Origin of the sequence: Streptomyces changchenzhani, assembly GCF_039766235.1 — a bacterium.
GTDB lineage: Bacteria > Actinomycetota > Actinomycetes > Streptomycetales > Streptomycetaceae > Streptomyces.
Map to the genome: position 1 here is coordinate 433,506 of NZ_JBDHNH010000005.1, position 24,229 is coordinate 457,734.

Here is a 24,229-nt window from a genome sequence, read left to right on the forward strand (position 1 = left end):
ATGACATCGCCCAGCCCCCGCCGGCCGCACCGGACGGTCCCGCCGAGGGACCGCCCCGTACCGTCGCTGCCTACCCGCCCGCCCCCAGCCGCAACGTGAGGATCTGGAACGGCCGCAGGGACAGCTCCACCGTCCCGTCGTCCGTCAGGACGTACGCCGCCGCGTCCGCCAACGGGCGCTCCAGCAGGTCCGTCTCCACCACCGACGTGATGGGGAAGCCCGCGCCGAGCGTCGCCGTGCCGCGGCCACCGCCCGACTCGTAGATACGGACGACCACATCGCCGCCGCGGTCCTCGGCCAGCTTCACCGCCTCCACCACGATCCGGTCGTTGTCGACGGACACCAGCGGGGCGACCGGGCTGCTGCCGTCGCCCGGGACCGTGCGCTCCGGGAGGTTGATCCAGTGGCTCTCGCGGACCGCGTCGGTGACCGTGGCGCCCGGGGCGAGCGCGAAGCGCAGCCGGTGGCTGCCCTGGTCGGTCTCCGGGTCCGGGTAGCGCGGGGCGCGCAGCAGGGAGAGGCGGACCGTCGTGGTCTGCCCGCCGTCCTCCCGCATGTCGCGGGTGACGTCATGGCCGTACGTCGAGTCGTTGACGACCGCCGCGCCCCAGCCGGACTCCTCGACCTGAATCCAGCGGTGGGCGCAGATCTCGAACTTGGCAGCCTCCCATGAGGTGTTGGTGTGCGTGGCGCGAAACACATGGCCGAACTGGGTCTCGGCCGCAGACCGGTCGGCCTTCACATCGAGCGGGAAGGCCGCCTTCAGGAACTTCTCCGTCTCGTGCCACTCCACGTCCGTCTCGATGTCGAGGGCCTTCGCGCCCGAGCGCAGCGTCAGCCGCTGCACGACCGTCGACCCGCCGAAGGACCGGGCGACGGTGAGCACCGCGTGGTCGCCGGTCGACTCGGTGAGGGCGAGCGTGTCGACGTCCACCAGGTCGGTGACCTTGTGCCGGTAGAACTCGTCGATGTCCCAGGCGTCCCACATGTTCGGGAAGTCCGGGTGGATCTGGAGCAGGTTGGCCGCGAGGCCGGGTGCCACCGCCTCCCGCCGCGCCGCCACGTCGTACGCCGAGACCACCAGGCCGCGCGCGTCGACCGTGATGCGCAGCAGACCGTTGTCGAGGTCGAAGCCGCCGTCCGTACGGGTGGAGGCCGTGACCGTGTCGGCCGTCGGGGACGGGTCGGCGACCGCCGCGCCGCCGGCCGGGACCGAACCGCGGGCGTGCGGGGCCGCGTTGAAGGTCAGCGTGTCTGAGCCCTCGCCCGCAAGCGCCGTCTGCGCGGCGGCCGTGATCGCCTCCAGCTCCGCGCGCACCCGCGCGTACGTCTCCCGCGTCTCCCGGTGCACCCAGGCGATCGAGGAGCCCGGCAGGATGTCGTGGAACTGGTGCAGCAGCACCGTCTTCCAGATCCGCTCCAGGTCGTCGTACGGATAGCCGAAGCCCGCGACCCGCACCGCCGCCGTCGCCGACCACAGCTCCGCCTCCCGCAGCAGCGACTCGCTGTGCCGGTTGCCCTGCTTGGTCTTCGCCTGCGAGGTGTACGTACCGCGGTGCAGTTCCAGATACAGCTCGCCCGCCCACACCGGCGCGTCCGGGTACTCCGCCTCGGCCTTCGCGAAGAACGCCGACGGTTTCTCGACCGTGACCTTCGGCGAGCCCTCCAGGTCCCGCAGCCGCTCCGCCCGCACCAGCATCTCGCGGGTCGGCCCGCCGCCGCCGTCACCCCAGCCGAAGGGGGCCATGGAACGTGAACCCCGGCCCTTTTCCTGGTAGTTGCGTGCGGCGTGCGCCATCTGCTCGCCGCCGAGGTCGGAGTTGTACGTGTCGACCGGCGGGAAGTGGGTGAAGACGCGGGTGCCGTCGATGCCCTCCCACCAGAAGGTGTGGTGCGGGAACTTGTTGACCTGGCTCCAGGAGATCTTCTGCGTCAGGAAGTACTTCGACCCGGACAGCTTCACCAGTTGAGGCATCGCCGCCGTGTAGCCGAAGGAGTCCGGCAGCCAGACCTCGTTGGTCTCGATGCCGAATTCGTCCATGAAGAACTTCTTGCCGTACAGGAACTGACGGGCCATCGCCTCGCCGCCGACCATGTTCGTGTCGGACTCCACCCACATGCCGCCGACCGGCACGAACTGCCCGTCCGCGATCTTCTTCTTGACCTTGGCGAAGACCTCAGGACGGTGCTCCTTGATCCAGGCGAGCTGCTGCGCCTGCGACATCGCGAAGACGAACTCCGGGTGATCGTCCATGAGGTTGACCATGTTGGACGACGTACGCGCCACCTTGCGCACCGTCTCACGCAGCGGCCACAGCCACGCCGAGTCGATGTGCGCGTGCCCGATCGCGCTGATGCGGTGCGCCGATGCGTTCGCGGGGGAGGCCAGCACCCCGGCCAGCTCAGCGCGGGCTGCCGCCGCCGTGCCCGGCACGTCCGTCAGGTCGACGGCGTCCAGACAGCGCTCGATCGCCCGCAGGATCTCCCAGCGGCGGGCGTCGCCCTGCGACAGCTCCGTCATCAGGGAGCCGAGCACCTCCAGATCCTGGACCAGCTCCCACACCTCGGTCTCGAAGACCGTGAGGTCCATCCGCTCGACGCGATAGAGCGGCTCGTCGCCCGCGGTGAGCCTGTCGCCCTCGTACGTCGGCGCGTGGTCGACCAGGACGGGGTTGGACGAGGCCTCGACGTACAGCAGGATCTCCTCGCCGCCGACGGCCGGTTCACCGATCCGCACCCAGTCGTTGCGCGGGTTGAGGGCCTTGACCGCCTCCCCGTCCTGCCGGTAGATCAGGCCCTCGCACTGGAAGCCGGGCATCTGCCGGTCGAAGCCGAGGTCGATGACGGCCTCGACGGTGCGCCCGCGCCACTCGGCCGGGACCCGCCCGGTGACCTTGAACCAGGTGGTGCCCCAGGCCGGGCCCCAGGGGTCGCCTGCGGCGGCCGGAACGTACGTGGCGGCCAGGCCCTCCGCGACCGGGACGGGCTCGCCCGGCGCCTCCCACCGCTCGATGGTCAGCGGGACGGGCGTGGAGTGGACGGCGGGCTGGATACGGTCCTTGAGCACTCGGCGCAGGCGGTGTTCGACGATGCTTCGGTCGTCGTGCATGAGGGTGGCTCCGATGTTCTGGGACGAGAAAGTGGGGGTGACTACCAGGTGGGGGGTGACCGGGGCGGGACGCGAGGAGGCCGGCAGCTGACCGACGGCGCGCACTTCGAGCGAGGTGGCAGGCTCGTTCGACGTACGGCGCAGCGAGGCTGCGTAGTACGCGATGCCCGCCGTGCCGCCGAGGAAACGCCGCCCGCCGCCTGGGAGCACCTTGTGCACCTTGTGCACCTTGTGCACCTCGTAGTCGTCGTTCGAAGGGTCACTTGACGTCGAGCGGGCTGATCAGCTCCGTGATGCCCCGGGCCGCCAGATGCCCGGTGTCCTCCGCGCGCCCCGCCAGCACGGCCGTCGCCCGCACCCCGTCGGCGGCGAGCCGCGCCCACGCCTCGTAGAACTCACCGCCGGGGGCGCAGGTCGGCCTGCCCGGCGCGGTCTCCTCGTCCCCGACTTCGAGCAGTAGGCCGGTGCTGCGGCGTACCGGCTCGGGTCGGCCCGCGGTCCGCAGCCGCGCTGCCGTCTCCGCGACGGTCTGCCCGGCCGGTTTCACCTCACGGTCCGAGGTCAGCAGCCCCAGGCTGTACTCAAGCTCGGGAAAGTCGGCCAGCTCCCGCGACACGTCGTGCGAGCACCACCAGGTGATGCCGTACAGGCCCTCGCAGGTCAGGGCGTTCTCCATGGTGGCGTTGGTGAACTCGGCGGCGTACTCGCCCGGAATCAGCGGCGCGGGCGCGCCCACCTCCTGGAGCCACACCGGCCGGCCGGGCTCCGCCCAGGCCCGTGACAGCTCGATCAGATACTCGGCGTGGTGCTCGGTCGCCGCACCCGCTCTGCCGTACCGCTGCGCCGTCCCGTTGAAGACCCAGGAGTGGATGGTCGTCGCACCGCCGAGCCGCGACGCGTGCGCGGGGGTGAAGGGGTGGCCGCCCTGGAACCACACCGCGTCGTACTCGGAATGTGTGTGCAGCCGTCCGGGCGCCGCCCGTTCGCACACCGCGAGCAGCCGCTCCAGCCAGCGCCCAGCCTGCTCGTACGTGCACGGGTGCGGGTCCGGGTGCGGGCGGTCCGAGAACTGGTTGACCTCATTGCCTAGCGTCATACCGATGAAGTTCGGCCGGTCGGCGAGCGACGCGGCGAGCGTCTCGATGTAGCGGGCCTCGCCCTCCATGACGTCGGGGTCGGTGAACATGTTGCGGCGGTGCCAGGTGGTCAGCCACGACGGCAGGAAGTCGAAGCTCGACAGGTGCCCCTGGAGGGCGTCCACGGCCACATCGAGGCCGCGTTCGGCTGCTGCGTCGACGATGTGGCCGAGCTGCTCGATGGCGCGCGGCCGGATCAGGGTGCGGTTCGGCTGGAAGAGCGGCCACAGCGCGAAGACCCGGACATGGTCGAGGCCGAGCGCGGCGAGCGAGTCGAAGTCACGTCGTACGTCGTCGATCTCGAAGTCGAGCCAGTGGTGGAACCAGCCGACTGAGGGCGTGTAGTTCGCGCCGAGGCGCAGCGGCGGCAGGGGGGTGAAGTTCATGGCTGCGGCTTCCTGGCTTCCTGGAGCGGTCCGTTGAGGGCGATCACCACTTCACGTCGTCCTCCTTGGGAGCTTGCCCGACTTCCGCGGCTGCTTGGCATCGTTGTCATCGGAGCCGCCGCTGACGCCGCACGCGGCGGTCGACAACAGTGGCGCTGTCACGGCGGCGGCGATGGAAATGCAGGTCGGGCGTCCACGGTTCATCGAGGTTCCTCCTCCTTCACCGGCCGCACCACCGGATTTCGAGAGACACCATGTGCCGGAGAGGGGCATGGCGTCAACAGGTGCTCGGGAGAAGGCTTATGGAGTGGACTAATGCGGTTCAGTAGTCTGTTGACACCGTGCAGGTACGCGGCAATGCTGAGCTGCGCTAATGCGATTTAGCTGAGGAAACCCCGGCGGTTTATCCCGAAGCGTTGAGATCGAGGCGACCGCACCCGACGGCCCGTGAAGCAGGTACAAGCAGGTACAAGCAGCACGAGGAGAGGACCGCGCACCGAGATGACCACTTCCGGTGACAGTGTTCGGCCCAGGCCGGCGCGCAGACCCACCATCAAGGACATCGCGCGCCGCGCGGGCGTCTCGGAGAGCGCCGTCTCCTTCGCGCTCAACGACCGTCCCGGGGTGTCCCCGGACACCCGCGCGCGCGTCCGGCGCGTCGCGCAGGAACTGGGCTGGCAGGCCAACAGCGCCGCCCGCGCGCTCTCCGGCGAACGGTCCGGCTGCGTGGGACTGGTCCTGGCCCGGCCCGCGCACACCCTCGGTGTGGAGTCGTTCTTCCTGCAACTGGTCTCCGGGATCCAGGAGGTGCTCTCCGCCCGGCAGGTCGCCCTGCTCTTCCAGGTGGTCGAGGACGTCGACGCGGAGATGGCGGTGCTGCGCCGCTGGTGGGCGGAGCGCAGGGTCGACGGCGTCCTCGTCGTGGACCCCCGCGTCGGCGACCCGCGACCGGCACTGCTCGCCTCCCTGGGGCTGCCCGCCGTGATCATCGGCGGCATCGAGGCCGACGAGCAGCACGCCACGACGCCGCTGCCCGTGTCCAACGTCTGGGCGGACGACTCCGGCGCGATGGCCGCCGTGCTCGACCACCTCTACGCTCTCGGGCACCGGCGCATCGTCCATGTCGCGGGCATGCGCGGGCTCGCGCACACCGAGCGGCGCATTCGGTCGCTGCGTGCCGAGGCCACTCGCCGCGAACTCGACGAGCAGCAGGTCAGGTCGGTCGCCACCGACTACTCCGACGCGGAGGGCGCGGAGGCCACCCGCCGCATCCTCGACGAGCCGGTGCCGCCGACTGCGATCATCTACGACAATGATGTGATGGCGGTCGCCGGAGCGTCGGTGGCGGCGCAGCGCGGTGTGCGGGTCCCCATCGACCTGTCGATCGTGGCCTGGGACGACTCGGCCCTGTGCCGGGTCACCCACCCCCGACTCACGGCCCTGGTCCGGGACACCTCGGGCTTCGGCCGCCTGGCCGCACAGGAACTACTGGCCCTGATCGACGGCGGCCCGGTCCGCAGCCTCCAGGGCGAACTCCCGCACCTGGAGCAGAGGGAGAGCACGAGGGCGCCGCGCTGGCAGTAGGGGTGCGGGTGCGGGGTTGCGGGGCGCTGCGGTGGGCTTGTCCCCTCCCCGCCCCTTCCCAGCTGTGACATTGTGCGGCTGCCGCCGTGTGGGGGCTCCGCCCCAGACCGCGGTGATTGCCGGCTCAGAGGTGACGGCGTCCACTACGCGGTACTCGGCATCGCGCGTCTGCACAACCTGGCTGTCGTCGGGTAGGCGGACCGCTGTGTCGTGTTCTGATGCCACCGAGCTCATGACGTCAACCTACATTGACAGGATGAGTTGCGTCCAACTTAGTTCTGGTTCCGCTGCCGGTGTGCTCAGTGGGGACTCAGGGCACCGGGAGCGGACAGGTGCCGCCGCTCCCGTGCTGACGGCGGATCGCACGAGAGGGGTGGTGACACTCCCGCTGCCTCCACGGCGGGGCATCGGCCCGAGCCGCCCGCCTCCCGCAACCGATCCGCACCCCGCACCGCATCCCCCGCCCCCTCACACCGCCGGCTCCAGCAGATCCCACCGGTTCCCGTACAGGTCCTCGAACACCGCGACCGACCCGTACGTCTCATGCCGAGGCTCCTCCACGAACCGGACCCCCGCCGCGACCATCCGCGCATGGTCACCCGCGAAGTCCTCGGTATACAGAAAGAATCCGACCCGGCCACCCGTCTGATCGCCCACGCGCGCGTGCTGCGCGTCCCCCTTCGCCCGAGCGAGCAGCAGCCCCGTCCCGGCCCCCGCGCCGCCCGGCCGGACGACGACCCACCGGGACCCGTCACCCCGGTCGGTGTCCTCGACCAGTTCGAATCCGAGTGCGCCGGTGTAGAAGGCGATGGCCTCGTCGTAGTCACGGACGACAAGGGCGGTCAGGGCGATGTGCGACATGGGCGGGACCACTTCCGATCGAAGGACGGAGGTCATACGTACCACCTCGGCCCGCCGCCACCACAATGCCCTCATGGAACCGCAGCACCTGGTCGATCGCGCCCGCCGGCTCATCGCCCCCGGCCGTCGCCGCATCCTCGGCATCGCGGGCGCTCCGGGCGCCGGGAAGTCCACCCTCGCCGCGTACCTTGCGGGCCGCCTCGGCCCGGATGCCGTACTCGTCCCGATGGACGGCTTCCATCTGGCGGGAGCGGAGCTTGAGCGCCTGGGACGCACGGACCGCAAGGGCGCCCCCGACACCTTCGACGCCGCCGGATTCACCGCGTTGCTCACCCGGCTGCGCACTCCCCAGCCACCGGGCACCGTCGTCTACGCGCCCGCCTTCGACCGGTCGCTGGAGGAGCCGGTGGCGGGCAGCATCCCGGTCCCCGCACCACTGGACGCCCCGCTCGTCATCACCGAGGGCAACTATCTGCTGCTCGACGAGGGCCCCTGGGCGGCCGTACGTGACCTGCTCGACGAGGTCTGGTTCCTGGAGCTCGACCAGGACGAGCGGATGCGCAGGCTCATCGACCGGCATGAACGTTTCGGCAAGCCCCGGCAGAGCGCCGAACGCTTCGCCCGTGCCTCGGACGAGGCCAACGCCCGTCTGGTGCGGCAGGGCCGCGACCGCGCCGACCTTATGGTGTCCTTCGCGCCGGACACCGTCCTGCCACGGGTGGTGGGGACCCGCTGCGCCGGGCAGGATGAGGCCATGTCAGATGCCCCCGCCCCCTTCACCGCCGACGACTACCGGGCCCGCATGGCCCGCGCCGTCGAGTCCGCCGCCGACGCCGGGCTGGCCGGTGTGCTCGTCGCCCCCGGCCCGGACCTGGTCCACCTCACCGGCTACCGGCCGACCGCGATCACCGAGCGGCTGACGCTCCTGGTCCTTGCCGTGGGACAGGACCCCGTCCTGGTGGTCCCGACGCTGGAGGCGGCGGACGCCGAACGGGCCGCCGGAGCCGCCGCGTTCACCCTGCGCGACTGGACCGACGGCAAGGACCCGTACGACGTCACCGCGCCGCTCCTCGACGCGCACGGGCGCTTCGGCATCAGCGACAACGCCTGGGCGATGCATCTCCTGGGCCTCCAGCGGGAACTGCCCAACTCCTCGTACGTATCGCTGACCACGGCCCTGCCCCTGCTGCGGGCGGTCAAGGACGCGTCCGAGCTGGCCCGCCTCGAAGCGGCGGGCGCGGCTGCGGACGCCACGTACGAGGAGATCGTCAAGGTCCGCTTCTCGGGTCGTCGCGAAAGCGAGGTGGCCGCCGAACTGGCCCACCTCCTTACGCAGTTCGGGCACGAGCAGGTGGACTTCACGGTCGTCGGCAGCGGCCCGAACGGTGCCAGCCCGCACCACGAGGCGGGCCCGCGCGTCATCGAGGAGGGCGACATGGTTGTCCTCGACTTCGGCGGCCTCAAGCACGGTTACGGCTCCGACACCTCTCGCACGGTCCACGTCGGCGCCCCGAGCGCCGAGGAGCAGCGCGTCCATGACGTCGTACGGGAGGCGCAGCAGGCGGCGTTCGACGCGGTACGTCCAGGGATCGCGTGCCAGGAGGTGGACCGGGTGGCGCGCGGGATCATCACCGATGCGGGGTACGGAGAGCGGTTCATCCACCGCACCGGGCACGGAATCGGCGTGACCACGCACGAGCCGCCGTACATGATCGAAGGGGAGCTGCGGGCGCTGGTGCCGGGCATGTGCTTCTCGATCGAGCCCGGCATTTACCTCCCCGGGCGCTTCGGGGTGCGGATCGAGGACATCGTCACGGTCACCGAGACGGGGGGCCGACGCCTCAACACAACGGCACGGGAAATGGCGATCGTCGGCTGAGGGGCGGGGCGCCTGCGGCGGGCTTGTCCCCTACCCGCCCCTTCCCGCTGTGACATTGTGCGGCTGCCGCCCGGGGGCTGGGGGCGTGTCCCCAGCCCCCGGGACGCCCTGCGGGCGTGTCCTCGAACGCCGGATGGGCTAGGGCGCCACATCCGGCCCCAGCACCACGCACGACTCGCCCGGCAGCACCAGCAGCCCGTCCGCGCCCGGTGCCTCCGTCGGCTCCCACGCCGCCAGTACGCGGCTGCGCCCGTTGCGGCCCAGGCTGATCGTGGCCTGCTCCTTCGAGAGGTTCACCGCGACGCGGATGTCACCGCGGCGGTACGCGAGCCAGCGCGCGTTCTCGTCGTACGCGACCTTCACCGCCGCCAGATCCGGGTCGGCCAGGTCGGGCCGCGTGTGGCGCAGCGCGATCAACTCGCGGTACCAGGCCAGCACGCGCGCGTGGGGCTCGCTCGCGGGCTCCGACCAGTCCAGGCAGGAGCGCTCCCTGGTCCGCGGGTCCTGCGGATCGGGAATGTCCTCCTCCGCCCACCCGTGCGCCGCGAACTCCCGGCGCCTGCCGTTGCGTACGGCCTCGGCGAGCTCCGGGTCGGTGTGGTCGGTGAAGAACTGCCACGGCGTGCGCGCCGCCCATTCCTCGCCCATGAACAGCATCGGGGTGAAGGGCCCGGTGAGCACGAGCGCGGCGGCGCAGGCCAGCAGCCCGGGGGAGAGGGAAGCGGAGAGCCGGTCGCCGAGTGCCCGGTTGCCGATCTGGTCGTGGGTCTGGGCGTAGCCGAGGAAGCGGTGCGCCGCGGTCCTCGTGCGGTCCACCGGACGGCCGTGCGCGCGGCCCCGGAAGGTCGAGTACGTACCGTCGTGGAAGAAGGCGTGGCCCAGCGTCTTGGCGAGCGCGCCGAGCGGTGCGCGGGCGAAGTCGGCGTAATAGCCCTGGGATTCGCCGGTGAGGGCGGTGTGCAGGGCGTGGTGGAAGTCGTCGTTCCACTGGGCGTGCAGGCCAAGTCCCCCCGACTCGCGCGGTGTTGTCGTCCGCGGATCGCCCAGGTCGGATTCGGCGATCAGGAAGAGCGGCCTGTTCGTCTCGGCGGACAGCGCGTCGACGGACGTGGACAGTTCTTCGAGGAAGGTCAGCGCGCGGGTGTCGGCGAGGGCGTGCACCGCGTCGAGCCGCAGCCCGTCGATGCGGTAGTCGCGCAGCCAGGACAGCGCGCTGCCCAGCAGGAACGCGCGCACCTCGTCGGAGCCGGGGGCGTCGAGGTTGACGGCCGAACCCCAGGGCGTGTGGTGGGTGTCGGTGAAGTACGGCCCGAAGTCGGGCAGGTGGTTGCCGGAGGGGCCGAGGTGGTTGTGGACCACGTCGAGTACGACACCCAGACCGAGCCCGTGCGCCGTGTCGACAAAGCGCTTCAGCCCTTCGGGGCCGCCGTACGGCTCGTGCACGGCCCACAGCGACACCCCCTCGTACCCCCATCCGTGGACGCCGGGGAACGGGCAGACCGGCATCAGTTCGACATGGGTGATGCCCAGCTCCACCAGATGCCCGAGCCGCTCGGCGGCGGCGTCGAAGGTGCCCTCCGGGGTGTACGTACCGACGTGCAGCTCGTACAGGACCGCACCCGGCAGTGGGCGCCCCGCCCATTCGGCCCGCCAGTCGAACACGTTGTGGTCCACGACGGCGCTGAGGCCGTCGGGCCCGTCCGGCTGGCGGCGCGAACGCGGGTCGGGCCGGACCGGGCCCTCGTCCAGCGCGAAGCCGTAGCGGGCGCCTTCCTCCGCGTCCGCCTCCACGGTCCACCAGCCGACCCGCGCCGGATCGCGCCGCATCGCCGGCGCGGTGCCCGCCAACTGGAGCGTGACCCGGTCCGCATGTGGTGCCCACACCTCGAAAAGCACTGGCGGCCCCTCTCGTCGTCGATGCCGACACCATCGTGCTTCAGACGACGTGGATCCGCTCCTGAATCACCGGATGTCCAGCCTTGGTGAATACGGCGGCCATCGGCCGGAAAGTCAGTGCGGGGTCCGGTGCCGGCTGCGGCTGCGGGCCCAAGTCCTTTGGTGTGGCCGTCAAGCCGTCTCCTTGTGGTGGGTGAGGCGGCAGACACTGGCAACGTTCTCCGGGATCCCGAATGGGTCTAAAACACACAGGTCAGGTCCTACGAGATGTCATGTTCTTCTGGACACCTCAGGCGGGTCGGCCCGACAATCAGCTCTGTGACGTCCTCCTTCGAGTTCCCCACCTATCCCGCGCGGCTGTCCGACGCCGAGCGGGACCGTGCTCTCGGGATGCTCAGAGAGGGCGCGGCCGACGGCAAGCTGTCCCACGACACCTTCATGCGCCGGATGGAACTGGCCCTGGTCGCCCGCAGGTCCGACGAGCTGGCTGTGCTCACCGCCGACCTGGAGACCGAGGGACGCTGGTCGCGCGGGCTGTTCACGGCGGTAGGCCGGGCGTCGGCGTTCACGGTGCGGCTGCGCAGGGCATGGCAGTCGGAGCGGCTGCCGAAGCTGCTGTTCCCCCAGCCCGGCCCGTACCCGCTGCGGATCGGCCGCGACCCGGGGAACGGGCTGCGGCTCAGCCACGAGACGGTTTCGCGCGTGCATGCCGAACTGTCCCTGCGAGGCGGTCGCTGGATCCTGCGTGATCTCGGCTCGACCAACGGCACTTCGGTCAACGGGCGCCGGGTGACCGGGGCGGTGCTGGTGCACGACGGGGACCAGGTGAGCTTCGGCCGGATGAGCTTCCGGCTCTCCTCGGGCTGAGCCCGCACCACCTGCGCCCTTCCCGACCGTCCGCGCGCGGTGACGGCCGCCGGGGCGCCTGATACGGGAGTGACGAGAGGGAACGCGATGCCCGATGTCGGGTGGAACAGGCGCGGGAAAGTCCTGTAGCGCCCGGCGTCCGGCTCGGGTAATGTCGGCATCTCGGACACAAACGATCAAGGAGGTGGGACCCATTACCGCTGTATCAGGTCGGGTGCTCCCCTCTCGCGACCGTGCGGTCCAACGCTGACACTGGTGACCGCGGGAGTGCCCAGAGGCATCCCGAAAGGCTCCCATGTCGGCTCTCCCTTCATCTCCCGCTGTTTCCGCTGTTTCCGCTGCTTCCGTCATCGTCACCAGGCTCCGCGCCGCCGGCTGTGTATTCGCCGAGGACGAGGCGGAGCTGCTCATTTCCACGGCCCGTACGCCCGCTGATCTCGCCGCCATGGTGGACCGGCGTGTCGACGGCCTCCCCCTCGAACACGTCCTTGGCTGGGCGGAGTTCTGCGGACTGAGAGTGGCGGTGGACCCCGGGGTCTTCGTGCCGCGCCGCCGAACCGAGTTCCTGGTCGGCGAGGCCGCCGCGCTCGTCCGCCGGGCGGCCGGCGCGACCGCCCCCGCCCGGCCGGGCCCCGGCCCGGTCGCCCTGGCCGTCGCCCGGCCCCGGCCCGTTGTCGTCGACCTGTGCTGCGGCTCGGGCGCGGTGGGCGCGGCCCTGGCCTCGATCCTGGACGGGATCGAGCTGCACGCCGCGGACGTCGAACCCGCCGCGGTGCGGTGCGCCCGCCGCAATGTCACCGCCGCGGGGGGCCGGGTCTACGAGGGTGATCTCTACGCGCCGCTGCCCGCGGAGCTGCGGGGCCGCGTCGACGTCCTGGTCGCCAATGCGCCGTACGTCCCCACCGAGGCCATCGGGCTGCTGCCCCCGGAGGCCCGGATACACGAGCCGCGGGTCGCGCTCGACGGCGGCTCGGACGGGCTCGACGTCCAGCGCCGGGTGACCGCCGAGGCCCGGCGTTGGCTGGCGCCGGGCGGGCATCTGCTGATCGAGACGAGCGAGCGGCAGGCGACGCGCACGATGGAGGCGTTCATCCGCAATGGGCTGATCCCACGGGTGGCCAGGTGCGAGGACCTAGAGGCCACGGTTGTCATCGGTACGCGGCCCGACCCGGGAGCAGGGGCGTCCGGCGCTCGATGACAACCCTGTGGGGCCGCGCGGACAGGGCTCATGGGACGGCGGGTCCTTCCCCTCTCTGCTGAGGCGGGCCCGGCAGCGGTCGTCCGAGGCTCTGTCCGCCTCACTCGGCCCGATCACCGGCAGGCACCAGCAGCGCCACCGGCGCCTCCGCGAACAGCTCGGCGATCCGTACCGACCCCGTGAACTCCCGGCCGGGCGCCAGCAGTTCGGCCCACTCTCCCGGCGGCAGCGCCAGCTCCGTGTCCCGCCAGCCGCCCGACTCCGCGAGCCGCAGCGACAGCCGGGTGACGGCCGTGACCGCCCGGCCCGTCCGGCAGAACGCCATACAGTGCCCGGCCGCCGGGCCCGTGACGGTCAGTGGCTGGTACGTCCCCGACTCGCCGAAGACCTCCGGGCGGCGGCGCCGCAGCCTCAGGGCCGCCTTCGTGAGGGCGTACTTCTCACCGGACAGGCCCTCGGCCTTGCCCCCGTCGCCGTCCCCGTCCCCATCGCCGTCGAACCGGACGGGCCGCCGGTTGTCGGGGTCCACCAGGGCGAGGGACTCGTGCTCCGTACCCTGGTAGACATCGGGCACCCCCGGCATCGTCAGGTGTACGAGCGCGGCCCCGAGCACGTTGGCCCGTACGTACGGATCGATCTCCCGCGAGAACGCCACCACCGCTTCGAACGGTGGCCCCCCGGGTCCCGCCGCCACGAAGTCGGCCACCGCCTGCTCGTACGCCGGGTCCTGCTCGGTCCAACTGGTATGCAGCCCCGCCTCCCGGACGGCCTTGAGCAGCGCGGGCGTCAGCCGCTGCGCGTCGGGGGCGCCGAGACCGAGCGCGGTCTGCCAGGCCACCCACGCCAGATGCGGATCGGGGGCGGACACGCCCGCCAGCTCCGCCAGCAGCCCGGCCCACCGCTGCGGGCACTCGGACAGCACCGCGATGCGGGCCCGTACGTCCGCGCTGCGCTTCGTGTCGTGGGTGGAGAGCACCGTGCCGGTGGCCGGCCAGTCGCGGGCCAGGCGGGTGCAGAAGTCGTGGAAGTCCGCCGGGGGCACGGCGGGGAATCCGGGATCGCCGCCCACCTCCGTTGCCGAGAGCAGCGGCACGTACCGGTAGAAGGCGGTGTCCTCGACGGACTTGGCACGCAGCGCCGACGACGTCTGGGCGAAGCGCGCGCAGAACGCCGCGTGGTCGGGGCCCGATCCCAGCCTGCCCAGCGCGAGGTCGCGCACCACATCGACGACCGCCGCCTCCTCGGCCACCGTGAACACGGCCTTCGCCCGCCGCACCGCCGCCGCCGGAACGGCGGCCTCCGCGCTCTCCGGGCAGGGGCCGCCCGCCGTCACGTACGGCCGGTAGACGGGGACCCGCACCAGCAGCTCCCGCACCGCGGTCCGCAGTGCCCAGGGCGCGTGGTCGCGCAGGGCGGGGTCCGCCGCGCAGATCCGTTCGGCCGTACGGACCAGGAAACGGGTCTCGGCGGCCAGTTCATGGGTGATGACCCGGTACGCGGCCCGGCGCACCGTCGCGTCCCAGTAGCCGCCGCGGTCGCCGGAGGGGCCCGCGAAGTCCCGGTAGTGATCGATGAGTTGGTCGACGCCCGCCGGGTCGGTGAACAGACCGCCGATCCGGTGGAGCGCGTCGTACCCCGTCGTCCCGGCGACCGGCCACTCCGCGGGCAGCCGCTCCTGCCCGGTGAGGATCTTCTCCACGACGGTCCACAGCCCACCGCCGGTCGCCTCCGCGAGCCGGGTCAGGTACGCCTCGGGGTCCGCGAGACCGTCCGGGTGGTCGATGCGCAGCCCCTCCACCACCCCGTCCCGTACCAGCTCGATGATCTTCGTATGGGAGGCGGCGAAGACCTCGGGGTCCTCCACCCGGACCCCGATCAGATCCGAAATGGTGAAGAAGCGGCGGTAGTTGAGCTCGGTCCTGGCCAGCCGCCACCAGGTGAGGCGGTACCACTGGGCGTCGAGCAGCTCGGGCAGCGGCAGCCCGGCGGTGCCCTTGCGCAGCGGGAACTCGTGCTCGTAGTAGCGCAGCACATCGCCGTCGACCCGCAGCGCGGCCAGCTCGTCACCGATCGGGTGTCCGAGGACGGGCAGCAGCATCTTGCCGCCGCCCGCCTCCCAGTCGATGTCGAACCAGCGGGCGCAGGGGGAGTCGGGCCCCTCCCTGAGCACCTCCCACAGCGGACGGTTGAGGCTCTCCGGGGCCGGTACGGCCATATGGTTCGGCACGATGTCGATGACCAGGCCCAGCCCGTGCGCCCGCGCGGTGCGGGACAGCGCGCGCAACCCCTCCTCACCGCCCAGTTCGGCCCGCACGCGTGTGTGGTCCACGACGTCGTACCCGTGCTGCGAGCCGGGTACGGCCTCCAGGACCGGTGACAGATGCAGATGGGAGACCCCGAGGGCGGCCAGCTGAGGCACCGCGTCCTCGGCGGCCGAGAAGGGGAATCCGGAATGGAGCTGGAGGCGATAGGTGGCGGTCGGCGTCATGCGAACGTACGTACCCGCATTCCAGGCTTCTGTGTCATCGACCCATGCGTCGGTCTCCGGAAGGAGGCATACGGTCGGCCGATGTCCGGAACTTCCCGGCCCGGGGTTCAGGCCCGGACGCCGGGACCCGGACGCCGAGCGGGCCGAAAAGCGCCGGACGGCCCGAAAAGCGCCGGGCGGGCCCAGGGCGTCCGAGCCCGTCCGGCGATGGCGAACCGGGATCTCCCTACGCGGGCCGCTGCAACACCACCAGGCTGCGCCCGATCATCGTGACCTGCTCGCCCCCGGCCACCTTCGGCCCCGTACCCGGCGGCACCCCGTCCGGCCGTGCCGTGTCGACCACGACCTCCCACTGCTTGCCGTGATTCACCGGCACCACGAACTCCAGCGTCTTGGCACTCGCGTTGAACATCAGCAGGAAGGAGTCGTCCGAGATCCGCTCACCCCGCGGCCCCGGCTCCGAGATCGCATGGCCGTTGAGGAAGACCGTCAGCGCCTTGGCGTGCGCCGCCTGCCAGTCCGGCTGGGCCATCTCCTCGCCCTCCGGGGTGAACCACGCGATGTCCGTCAGGTCGTCGTGCGTACCCTCCACCGGCCGGCCGTGGAAGAACCGCCTGCGCCGGAAGACCGGGTGGTCCCGCCGCAGCCACACCATCGCGCGGGTGAAGGCGAGCAGCGTGTTGTCCTCCCCGTCCTCCTCCCCGGCAGCCGCGTCCGGGTTCGGCCACTTGACCCACGACACCTCGTTGTCCTGGCAGTACGCGTTGTTGTTGCCCTGCTGGGTCCGGGCGAACTCGTCGCCGTGCGAGAGCATCGGCACGCCCTGCGACAGCATCAGCGTGGCGATGAAGTTCCGCATCTGCCGGGCGCGCAGCTCAAGGATCGCCGGGTCGTCCGTGTCGCCCTCCGCCCCGCTGTTCCACGACCGGTTGTGACTCTCGCCGTCCTGGTTGTCCTCGCCGTTGTCGAGGTTGTGCTTCTCGTTGTACGAGACCAGGTCGTGCAGCGTGAATCCGTCGTGGCAGGTGGTGAAGTTGATGGAGGCGAGCGGCCGTCGTCCGTCGTCCTGGTACAGGTCCGACGACCCTGTCAGCCGCCCCGCGAACTCGGCGATCGTCCGCGGCTCGCCCCGCCACATATCCCGCACGGTGTCGCGGTACTTGCCGTTCCACTCGGTCCACAGCGGCGGGAAGTTCCCCACCTGATAGCCGCCCTCGCCCACGTCCCACGGCTCGGCGATCAGCTTGACCTGGCTGACCACCGGATCCTGCTGGACCAGGTCGAAGAAGGACGACAGCCGGTCCACCTCGTGGAACTGGCGGGCCAGTGTCGCCGCGAGGTCGAAGCGGAAGCCGTCGACGTGCATCTCGGTGACCCAGTACCGCAGTGAGTCCATGATCAGCTGAAGCACGTGCGGCGAGCGCATCAGCAGGGAGTTCCCGGTCCCCGTGGTGTCCATGTAGTAGCGGGGATCGTCGGCGAGCCGGTAGTACGAGGCGTTGTCGAGGCCGCGGAAGGACAGCGTGGGGCCGAGGTGGTTGCCCTCCGCCGTGTGGTTGTAGACGACATCGAGGATGACTTCGATGCCGGCCTTGTGCAGCGCCCGCACCGCGGACTTGAACTCCAGGACCTGCTGCCCCCGGTCGCCCCACGACGCGTAGGCGTTGTGCGGCGCGAAGAAGCCGATGGTGTTGTAGCCCCAGTAGTTGCTCAGGTTCGCGTCGGCGAGCCTGTGGTCGTTGACGAACTGATGCACCGGCATCAACTCCAGCGCGGTGACGCCCAGTTGCGTCAGATGCTCGATGACTGCCGGATGCGCCAGTGCGGCGTACGTACCGCGCAGTTCGTCCGGGAGGTCGGGGTGCAGCATCGTGAGGCCCTTCACATGGGCCTCGTAGAGGATCGTGCGGTGGTAGGCGGTGCGCGGCGGGCGGTCGTCGCCCCAGTCGAAGTACGGGTTGACGACGACGGAAGTCATCGTGTGCGGCGCCGAGTCCAGGTCGTTGCGCGAGTCCGGCTTGCCGAAGTGGTAGCCGTACACCGCCTCGCCCCAGTCGATCTTGCCGCTGATGGCGCGCGCGTAGGGATCGAGGAGCAGCTTGGCCGAGTTGCACCGCTGGCCGTACTGCGGGTCGTACGGGCCGTGGATCCGGTACCCGTACCGCTGGCCCGGCATGATGCCGGGCAGGAAAGCGTGACGCACGAAGGCGTCGGCCTCGCGCAGTTCCACCGCCGTTTCCGAACCGTCGTCGTGCAGCAGGCACAACTCGATTCGCTCTGCGGCCTCTGAGTAGACCGCGAAATTCGTGCCGGCGCCGTCGTACGTGGCGCCGAGTGGGTATGCCTCTCCCGGCCAGACCTGCATAGACAAGACTCTTCCACTTCTGATCCGGCTGATGCGGGGCACTTGGCTCAGATCTTCCCGGAAAGTGGGGCAACCTCCTAGGACTTCGACCCGTCCTACCGGGTGACCACGCATACCCGGTATGCCAGTTGTCGTCGGAAGTGGCCGACGCGACCAGCGTGGCGGCAGGGCGCCGGGGGGAGCAGCAGGGGGGAATGTGCACAAGACAGTGCGCCGTCATCTGGGGAAAGTGCTGGCAGGAGCCGCAATCGCGGTCACCGGCACGGCAGTGATGATCGGGATTACGCTGCCGAATTCGGCCGGAGCCGATGACGCGGCGGGTGCGAGCGGCACCGGACAGGCGGCGGCCTCGGGCTCCGCCCAGGGCGGACAGAACGGCAAGGGCGGGCAGAGCGGACAAGGCGGACAGGGGGTCGCGGCCGGAGCACCTGAGCCCGGCATCGTCGAGGGCGCCGCGGCGGACGGCGAGAAGGGCATAGGCCGCGACCCGCTCACCGACGACGAGCTGGAGCGGGTGGAGAAGCTCGCGATGACACCCGCACAGTTCGCGGGCGGGCAGAACGTCGAGGGGGACCGCGGCCCTCAGCATCTCGCCACGAATCTGAGTGAACCCGAGCCGTCGGAGGTCGACGCCGCCGCGCCGCCGCGCCGCGCGGAGGTCTCGTACTACGACTACAAGACCGACGAACTGGTCACGAAGACCGTCAACCTCGCCACCGGCAAGGTCGAGCGGTCCTCCACCGTCCGGGGCGTCCAGCCCTCACCCAACCCGCGGGAGGTCCGCGAAGCGGCCGAGCTGATCCTTGCGAGCCCGCTCGGCGAGGGGCTGAAGAAGGACTACCGGGACGCCACCGGCAAGGCCCTCACCTCCGTGGACCAGCTGCAGGTGAACGGCGGGGTCTACCGGCAGGAGCGCGAGTCGCAGGTGCCCGCGGCGCTCGGCAAATGCGGTGAGCACCGGTGCGTCCGCATCACGTCCAAGGTCAAGAACGGGCCGTGGATCGACACTCAGCATCTCGTCGTCGATCTGAGCGCGAGGACCGTCGGCCGCACCGACTGACCCGCTCGCCCGTCCGTTTCGTATCTGCATCTGCATCCGTATCTGCGTCCGCATCCCGCATCTCGCACTTCCGCACGAGGGAGTCCCTTTACATGCACTTCGACAGAGCTTCGCGCGTCCGTAGGCGCGCCGCGGCGGCCTTCGCCGTGGCCGCCCTGCTCGGCAGCCTGGCAGCCGCCACCGGGACCACCGCCACGGCGGCGGCCCCCAAGGCCCCCAAGGCCCCCAAGGCCCCCAAGGCCCCCAAGGCCCCCAAGGCCCCCAAGGAAACAGTCCGGTCCGCGCCCAAGGCGCCGACCCCGCCGCCGGCCGACTGCAGCGCCGCGTACCGCATCGAACAGAAGCTCGACGGCGGCACCACCTGGCGCATGTGCTGGAGTTACGACAGTGACGCCGGCCTCGTCCTCGAAAGGGTCTCGTACCAGCCCAAGGGTGAGACCAAGCCGATCCGCGTCCTGACGACCGGCAAGCTCGCGCAGGTCCACGTGCCGTACGACAACGGCAAGGCGGAGTACGACGACCTCACCGGCTTCGGCTTCGGCTACGGCCTGCAGAACCTGAAGCCGGCCGAGTGCCCCGGCGGCACCATCAGGACCGTCAAGGTCCGCGATGTGGGCAACATCAAGGGGCTGTGCACCACCACGCGTGCGCGCGGGCACGCGTACCGGCTCGCCAACGACATGGGCACGAAGGTCTGGCAGGCCCAGGGCAAGGACCTGCTCGTCTACACCGTCAACAAGGTGTCCTGGTACGAGTACATCACCGAGTGGCGCTTCTCCTCCGACGGCACGATCTCGGCCAACGTCGGTGCCACCGGCAGCCTTTCGCCCGGCGACTACGACGCGGCCGACGGCCGCGGCTGGCCGATCGGCAAGGGCGCCCGCGACTACGCCACCAGCCACAGCCACAACGTCTTCTGGCGGCTGAACTTCGGCCTCGACGGCAACTCCAAGAACCGCGTCGAGCAGTACGACTCGAAGGTCACCGTGCCGCCGGGCAACGGCACGCCCAAGACCAAGACCACCCGCACCCCGGTCACCAAGGAACTCGCGGGCGACGCGAAGAACATGCGGTGGTGGCGGATGGTCAGCGCCACCGGGAAGAACAAGGACGGACACGCGCGCAGCTACGAGATCGTCCCCGGCTCCTCCAACAAGTACCCGGGCCGCGGCTTCACCCAGCACGACGTGTACTTCACCCAGCACCGCGCCTGCGAGCAGTTCGCGAGCAACAACATCCGTGACTGCGGAGGCGCGAACGCGCCCAAGAGCGTCGACAAATGGGTGAGCGGCGAGACGCTCAAGACCCCGATCGCCTGGGTCAACATCGGGTTCCATCACATCGCCAGGGACGAGGACCAGCAGCCCATGCCCGTCCACTGGCAGGGGTTCCACCTCGCACCCCGGGACGTAACCGCTATGAATCCGCTCACTCCGGCCGATCTCGCCGGACAGAACGGACAGCACGACTAGGGGAGTTGAGAAAAGAGCCTGTGGATCCTGCTGCACCGCCTCCCGCTCCCGGAGTACCCTTCCTTGATCGTTGAAGACGGGGGTTTCCAGGAGCTGAAGGTGGTGCGTGGGTGAGCTCGGGAGGGCTGGAACTGCCCCCCGGTGACGCGAGTCACGAGGGGGGTTCCACAGACGTCCCACCCGGAGCGGTCTCGCTCGCGCGGCCGGTGGAGATCGGAGCGGAACTGGACTGGGGCGCGGACGCGTGGAGCGAGGTGCGTACGCGCGCCCAGCGGGCGGGGCGTGCCTATATCTGGCTGAACCTCGTGGAGCAGCGGCTGCGCGCTGTCGTGGCCGCGGTGCTCCGCCCCATCTACGAGCCGGTGCACGGCGAGGAGGACTGGGTCGTCGCGGCCGCAGGACCGGCGGGCCAGGAGTGGGTACAGCGCGCGGTGGCCGTACGTGAGGTGAGCCGGCGCAAGGGGTATCTGCTCGACCCGGCCGACGACAACGTCCTGAGCTTCCTCACGCTCCCGCAGCTGCGGGAGCTCATGGTCCAGCACTGGCCGTGCTTCGAGCCGTACTTCGACGACCGGCGTGATGTCGAGCTGGCCCTGGACGAGTTGGAGGTCACGCGCAACGTCGTCTCGCGCAACCGCGCGCTGTCCGAGGCGGTGCTCGCCCAGGCGGAGCGGGCGTCGGCCAGGCTGCTCGAAATCCTGGGCAGCGGGTCCGGTGTGCCGTCCGCCGACCGGCTGCGCGTCGACGCGGTCGAGGACCTGGTGGGGGACCGGTACGCGGACGTGGTCAGCGTCCACCCGGACCGGGTCCGCCTGCAGCGCCAGCTGCCGGCCGAGGACCTCTTCGGCGGGGCCAGGCGCCTCGACGCGATCGGGATAGGCCTGAATCTCCTCGTCCAGAACTTCTCGGGCCGGCGTCTGGTGCGGCTCGCCGAGTCGGGCTGCCGGGTCCGGCTGCTCTTCCTCAATCCGGCCAGCAGCGCGGTCAAGCGGCGCGAGCGTGAACTGGGTCTGAAAAAGGGCGAGATGAGCCGCTCGGTGGAGATGAACATCATGCATATGCGCCGGGTGCGCTCCAAGCTGCGCGACCCGGGGGCCTTCGAAATCCAGGTCTTCGACGAGACACCGCGCTTCACCGCGTACCTGGTGGACGGGGACGGCTCGGACGGCCTCGCCGTCGTCCAGTCGTATCTGCGCAGGGCGCGCGGAATGGAGGCGCCGGTGCTGGTCCTGCGGGGCGGCGGGCGCGGAGTGGTCCGGCACGGGCAGGACGCCGAGCATGGCCTTTTCGAGACGTACCGGGAGGAATTCGAGTCCGTGTGGACGGACTCGCGGCCGGTCTCCTGAGTGTCACGCGGGCGGTCCGCCGAGTGTCGCGCGGCCGGTCCGCCGACTGTCAGTGGTGCGTGCGAGGGTTATTTCCAGCCGGGGAAAACCACGGGGGAAGCACACGCATCATGAAGGAGGGTCACCATGGGCTGGCACCGGGAGACGCTGGTCGGCTTCGACCTGGAGACGACGGGCACCGATCCGCGCGAGGCGCGGATCGTGACGGCCGCGGTCGTCGAAGTGAAGGACGGCGAGTCGATTCGGCACCGGGGCTGGCTGGCCGATCCGGGCATCCGCATCCCGGCGCAGGCGTCTGCGATCCACGGGATAAGCAGCGAACGGGCGGTGGCTGAGGGCCGGTCCGCGCGTGAGGTGGCCGACGAGATCGCCCAGGTACTCACGGAGTACTGGGCGCGGGGCGTGCCGGTCGTCGCGTACAACGCGGCGTTCGACCTGACGATGCTCGCCGCGGAGCTGCGCAGACACGCTCTGCCCTCGCTCGCCGAGCGCCTCGGCGGCGCGGCGGCGGGCCCGGTCGTCGACCCGTACACGATCGATCGCGCCGTCGACCGCTACCGCAAGGGCAAGCGGACGCTGGAAGCGGTCTGCGTCGAGTACGGCGTGGTGCTCAACAGCGCGCACGAGGCTGCCGCGGACGCCCTGGCGGCGGTCCGGGTCGCCTGCGCGATAGCCGAGCGCCACCCGGAGGTGGCGGCACTCGCTCCGCCGGAGCTGCACCGGCGCCAGATTGAGTGGTACGCCCAGTGGGCGGCGAGCTTCCAGGAGTTCCTCCGCAAGAAGGGCACCCCGGACGCGGTGGTCGAGGCGGACTGGCCCCTGCGCGAGCTGGCCCCGGCAGCGGGCTGAGCGGCCTCGCCGGTCGTCCGGATCCCGTAGCCGCAGCATGTCCCGCCCGTTCAGAACGGGTACCAGCGCACCTCGGGGTCCTCATCGCGCAGTGAGGAGACCCGCCGCCGGAATTCCGTCAGCGCCGCGGGATTGGACGGGGCGTGCTGGGCCACCCAGGCGCAGCTGGCCGTTTCGCGGGCGCCGCGCAGCACCGTACAGCCGGACCACTCACGAACGTCCCAGCCGTAGGTGGAAGTGAAACCGTCGTACGCCTCGGGCGTCAGGCCGTAGCGGTCCCGCGACAGGGCCATGACCACCAGGTCGTGCTCGCGGAAATCGGCGGAGAAGGTCTCCAGGTCCACCAGCACAGGACCTTCCGGGCCGACATGGACATTGCGGGGGAGCGCGTCGCCGTGGATGGGGCCCGGCGGCAGGTACGGGGTGAGCGCGGCGGCGGCGGTGGCGAAACCGTCGCGCCGCTCGCGCAGATACGCCGCGTCCGCCGGTTCGATCGCGTCGCCCGCGAGCCGCAGCCACCGCTCGACCCCGCCGAGCAGTTCGCGCCGGGGGAGTGTGAAAGGGGGCTCGGGCAGGGCGTGGACCAGGCGCAGCAGCTCGGCCACGTCACGCGGCTCGGCCGGCCGTACGGGCTCGGGCAGCCGGTGCCAGAACGTCACCGGGTGGCCGTCCACCCAACGTGGCGCGGGCTCGGCGGCCCGTACCGCCGGGACGCCCGATGAGGCGAGCCAGCGCGCGACGGCCAGTTCGCGCTCGGCCCGCGCCAGCAGCTCGATGTCCCGGCGGCCGACCTTGACGACCAGCCCGTCCACCGCGAACACCGCGTTCTCGCCCAGGGCCAGCAGTTCCGCACGGGACCCCGGCCGCACCGCGGCCAGCACCTCACGCGCCCGTGCCTCGTCCATCAACATCTCCTAGCGATATCTCCCGATGATCCAAGAGCCGACCCAAGAGCCGATCCAAGACCCGATCCAAGATCCCCGGACCGAAGTCTCGCATCCTCGCAGGTTGGCTTGACGAACCAACGGCCCGTCAGCACGATGACGGGGGCCGCCAGGGCGGCCAGACCAGGATGAGCCGCCCGAAGGAGTTGAATCAGTGACATTGGAGACCGCAAGGGCGCGGTCCAGGAAGAGGCCGGGCAGCACGGCGGATCACGGTGCCTGGTTCCTGGTACTGCCCGCGCTGATCCCGATCCTGATCCTCAGCGTCGGCCCACTGCTCTACGGCATCGCGCTCGCCTTCACCGACTCCCAGTCGGGCCGCACCGCACCCACTCAGTAGGTCGGCGCGCTGAACTTTCAGGACCTGCTGCACGACACACTCTTCTGGGACTCGTTCCGGATCGGCCTGCTGTGGGCGGTCGGGGTGAGCGTGCCGCAGTTCCTGCTCGAGTAGGAGCTGGATCAGAAGTGTCCGCCCCACAGGTGCCGGCGGACGTGGCTGTCGTACTCCTGGCGGAGCCTGCGGGAGCTGACGTCCTTGAGGGAGTTGACCAGCTTGGAGAGCTGGACCTTGGGCGGGTAGTGCATGAGCAGGTGGACGTGGTCCTGTTCGCCGTTGAGCTGTTTCAGCTCGGCCTCGAAGTCGGCGCAGACCTCTCGCATGATCTCTTCGGTGCGGGTCGGAATGGCGTCGGTGAACGCTTCACGCCGGTACTTCGTGACGAAATTGCTTGGTGACTCGTACGAATGTACGGATTTGGATTCCGCTGCGGTGACGTAAATCAGAGT

At 70.7% G+C, this 24,229-nt stretch carries 15 protein-coding genes and 5 pseudogenes; 11 read left to right on the top strand and 9 right to left on the bottom strand.

The features are described from left to right. Positions 1–70: 70 nt before the first annotated feature. Positions 71–3,109, bottom strand: coding sequence for an alpha-mannosidase (locus ABCR94_RS18890; protein WP_347120751.1), 3,039 nt, complete (start codon positions 3,107–3,109; stop codon positions 71–73). 259 nt (positions 3,110–3,368) lie between these two features. Then, a complete protein-coding gene (locus ABCR94_RS18895) occupies positions 3,369–4,631 on the bottom strand; it encodes a glycoside hydrolase 5 family protein (protein WP_347120554.1) in 1,263 nt (420 codons plus the stop codon). Between the two features lie 501 nt (positions 4,632–5,132). Here ABCR94_RS18895 and ABCR94_RS18900 point away from each other — a divergent pair. Continuing rightward, complete coding sequence (locus ABCR94_RS18900; protein ID WP_347120555.1) at positions 5,133–6,215, top strand: LacI family DNA-binding transcriptional regulator; 1,083 nt, start codon at positions 5,133–5,135, stop codon at positions 6,213–6,215. A gap of 114 nt (positions 6,216–6,329) precedes the next feature. Beyond that, positions 6,330–6,410 (top strand): annotated as a pseudogene (locus ABCR94_RS18905) (IS5/IS1182 family transposase); the annotation flags it as partial. Positions 6,411–6,683: 273 nt separating this feature from the next. Here the strand turns inward: ABCR94_RS18905 and ABCR94_RS18910 are convergent. Continuing rightward, positions 6,684–7,076 (bottom strand): VOC family protein, encoded by a 393-nt coding sequence (locus tag ABCR94_RS18910; RefSeq protein WP_347120557.1) that lies wholly within the window; start codon positions 7,074–7,076, stop codon positions 6,684–6,686. On the opposite strand from ABCR94_RS18910, the pseudogene ABCR94_RS18915 reads away from it, so the two are divergent. Further along, a pseudogene (locus ABCR94_RS18915) lies at positions 7,075–7,755 on the top strand (nucleoside/nucleotide kinase family protein); the annotation flags it as partial. The gene ABCR94_RS18910 and the pseudogene ABCR94_RS18915 sit on opposite strands and share 2 nt — an antisense overlap. A gap of 75 nt (positions 7,756–7,830) precedes the next feature. Further along, positions 7,831–8,955: an aminopeptidase P family protein gene (locus tag ABCR94_RS18920; protein WP_347120752.1), complete on the top strand. Its 1,125-nt coding sequence runs from the start codon at positions 7,831–7,833 to the stop codon at positions 8,953–8,955. 138 nt (positions 8,956–9,093) lie between these two features. Here ABCR94_RS18920 and treZ read toward each other — a convergent pair whose 3' ends face one another. Beyond that, entirely contained in the window at positions 9,094–10,851 is a 1,758-nt protein-coding gene (gene treZ, locus ABCR94_RS18925) for a malto-oligosyltrehalose trehalohydrolase (protein ID WP_347120559.1), read from the bottom strand. Between the two features lie 40 nt (positions 10,852–10,891). Next, positions 10,892–11,026, bottom strand: a complete 135-nt coding sequence (locus ABCR94_RS18930; protein ID WP_347120560.1) for a hypothetical protein — start codon at positions 11,024–11,026, stop codon at positions 10,892–10,894. Between the two features lie 143 nt (positions 11,027–11,169). Between ABCR94_RS18930 and ABCR94_RS18935 the strand changes: the two are divergent. Both ABCR94_RS18935 and ABCR94_RS18940 read left to right on the top strand, forming a co-directional pair. Further along, positions 11,170–11,761, top strand: a pseudogene (locus ABCR94_RS18935) (DUF1707 and FHA domain-containing protein). Positions 11,762–12,013: 252 nt separating this feature from the next. Continuing rightward, on the top strand, positions 12,014–12,916 hold the full coding sequence (locus tag ABCR94_RS18940) for a putative protein N(5)-glutamine methyltransferase (RefSeq protein WP_347120563.1): 903 nt from the start codon (positions 12,014–12,016) through the stop codon (positions 12,914–12,916). A 100-nt stretch (positions 12,917–13,016) separates the two neighbouring features. Here ABCR94_RS18940 and treY read toward each other — a convergent pair whose 3' ends face one another. Beyond that, positions 13,017–15,404 (bottom strand): malto-oligosyltrehalose synthase, encoded by a 2,388-nt coding sequence (gene treY / locus ABCR94_RS18945; RefSeq protein ID WP_347120564.1) that lies wholly within the window; start codon positions 15,402–15,404, stop codon positions 13,017–13,019. A gap of 226 nt (positions 15,405–15,630) precedes the next feature. Beyond that, positions 15,631–17,769, bottom strand: a complete 2,139-nt coding sequence (gene glgX / locus ABCR94_RS18950; protein ID WP_347120566.1) for a glycogen debranching protein GlgX — start codon at positions 17,767–17,769, stop codon at positions 15,631–15,633. A 196-nt stretch (positions 17,770–17,965) separates the two neighbouring features. Between glgX and ABCR94_RS18955 the strand changes: the two genes are divergently transcribed. The 4 genes from ABCR94_RS18955 (at position 17,966) to ABCR94_RS18970 (ending at position 22,496) form a co-directional block, all read left to right on the top strand. Next, a complete protein-coding gene (locus ABCR94_RS18955) occupies positions 17,966–18,829 on the top strand; it encodes a Tat pathway signal sequence domain protein (RefSeq protein WP_347120567.1) in 864 nt (287 codons plus the stop codon). A 92-nt stretch (positions 18,830–18,921) separates the two neighbouring features. Beyond that, the gene (locus tag ABCR94_RS18960) at positions 18,922–20,301 is read left to right on the top strand and encodes a copper amine oxidase (protein ID WP_347120568.1); all 1,380 of its coding nucleotides are present in this window, start codon (positions 18,922–18,924) and stop codon (positions 20,299–20,301) included. A gap of 110 nt (positions 20,302–20,411) precedes the next feature. Continuing rightward, a complete protein-coding gene (locus ABCR94_RS18965; RefSeq protein WP_347120569.1) occupies positions 20,412–21,647 on the top strand; it encodes a DUF5919 domain-containing protein in 1,236 nt (411 codons plus the stop codon). Positions 21,648–21,773: 126 nt separating this feature from the next. Then, on the top strand, positions 21,774–22,496 hold the full coding sequence (locus tag ABCR94_RS18970; protein ID WP_347120571.1) for a 3'-5' exonuclease: 723 nt from the start codon (positions 21,774–21,776) through the stop codon (positions 22,494–22,496). A gap of 50 nt (positions 22,497–22,546) precedes the next feature. On the opposite strand, the gene ABCR94_RS18975 is transcribed toward ABCR94_RS18970, so the two are convergent. Then, on the bottom strand, positions 22,547–23,401 hold the full coding sequence (locus tag ABCR94_RS18975) for a phosphotransferase enzyme family protein (RefSeq protein WP_347120573.1): 855 nt from the start codon (positions 23,399–23,401) through the stop codon (positions 22,547–22,549). A gap of 193 nt (positions 23,402–23,594) precedes the next feature. On the opposite strand from ABCR94_RS18975, the pseudogene ABCR94_RS18980 reads away from it, so the two are divergent. Further along, a pseudogene (locus tag ABCR94_RS18980) lies at positions 23,595–23,888 on the top strand (sugar ABC transporter permease); the annotation flags it as partial. A 17-nt stretch (positions 23,889–23,905) separates the two neighbouring features. On the opposite strand, the pseudogene tnpA reads toward ABCR94_RS18980, so the two are convergent. Then, positions 23,906–24,166 (bottom strand): annotated as a pseudogene (gene tnpA, locus ABCR94_RS18985) (IS200/IS605 family transposase); the annotation flags it as partial. Positions 24,167–24,229: the final 63 nt, after the last annotated feature.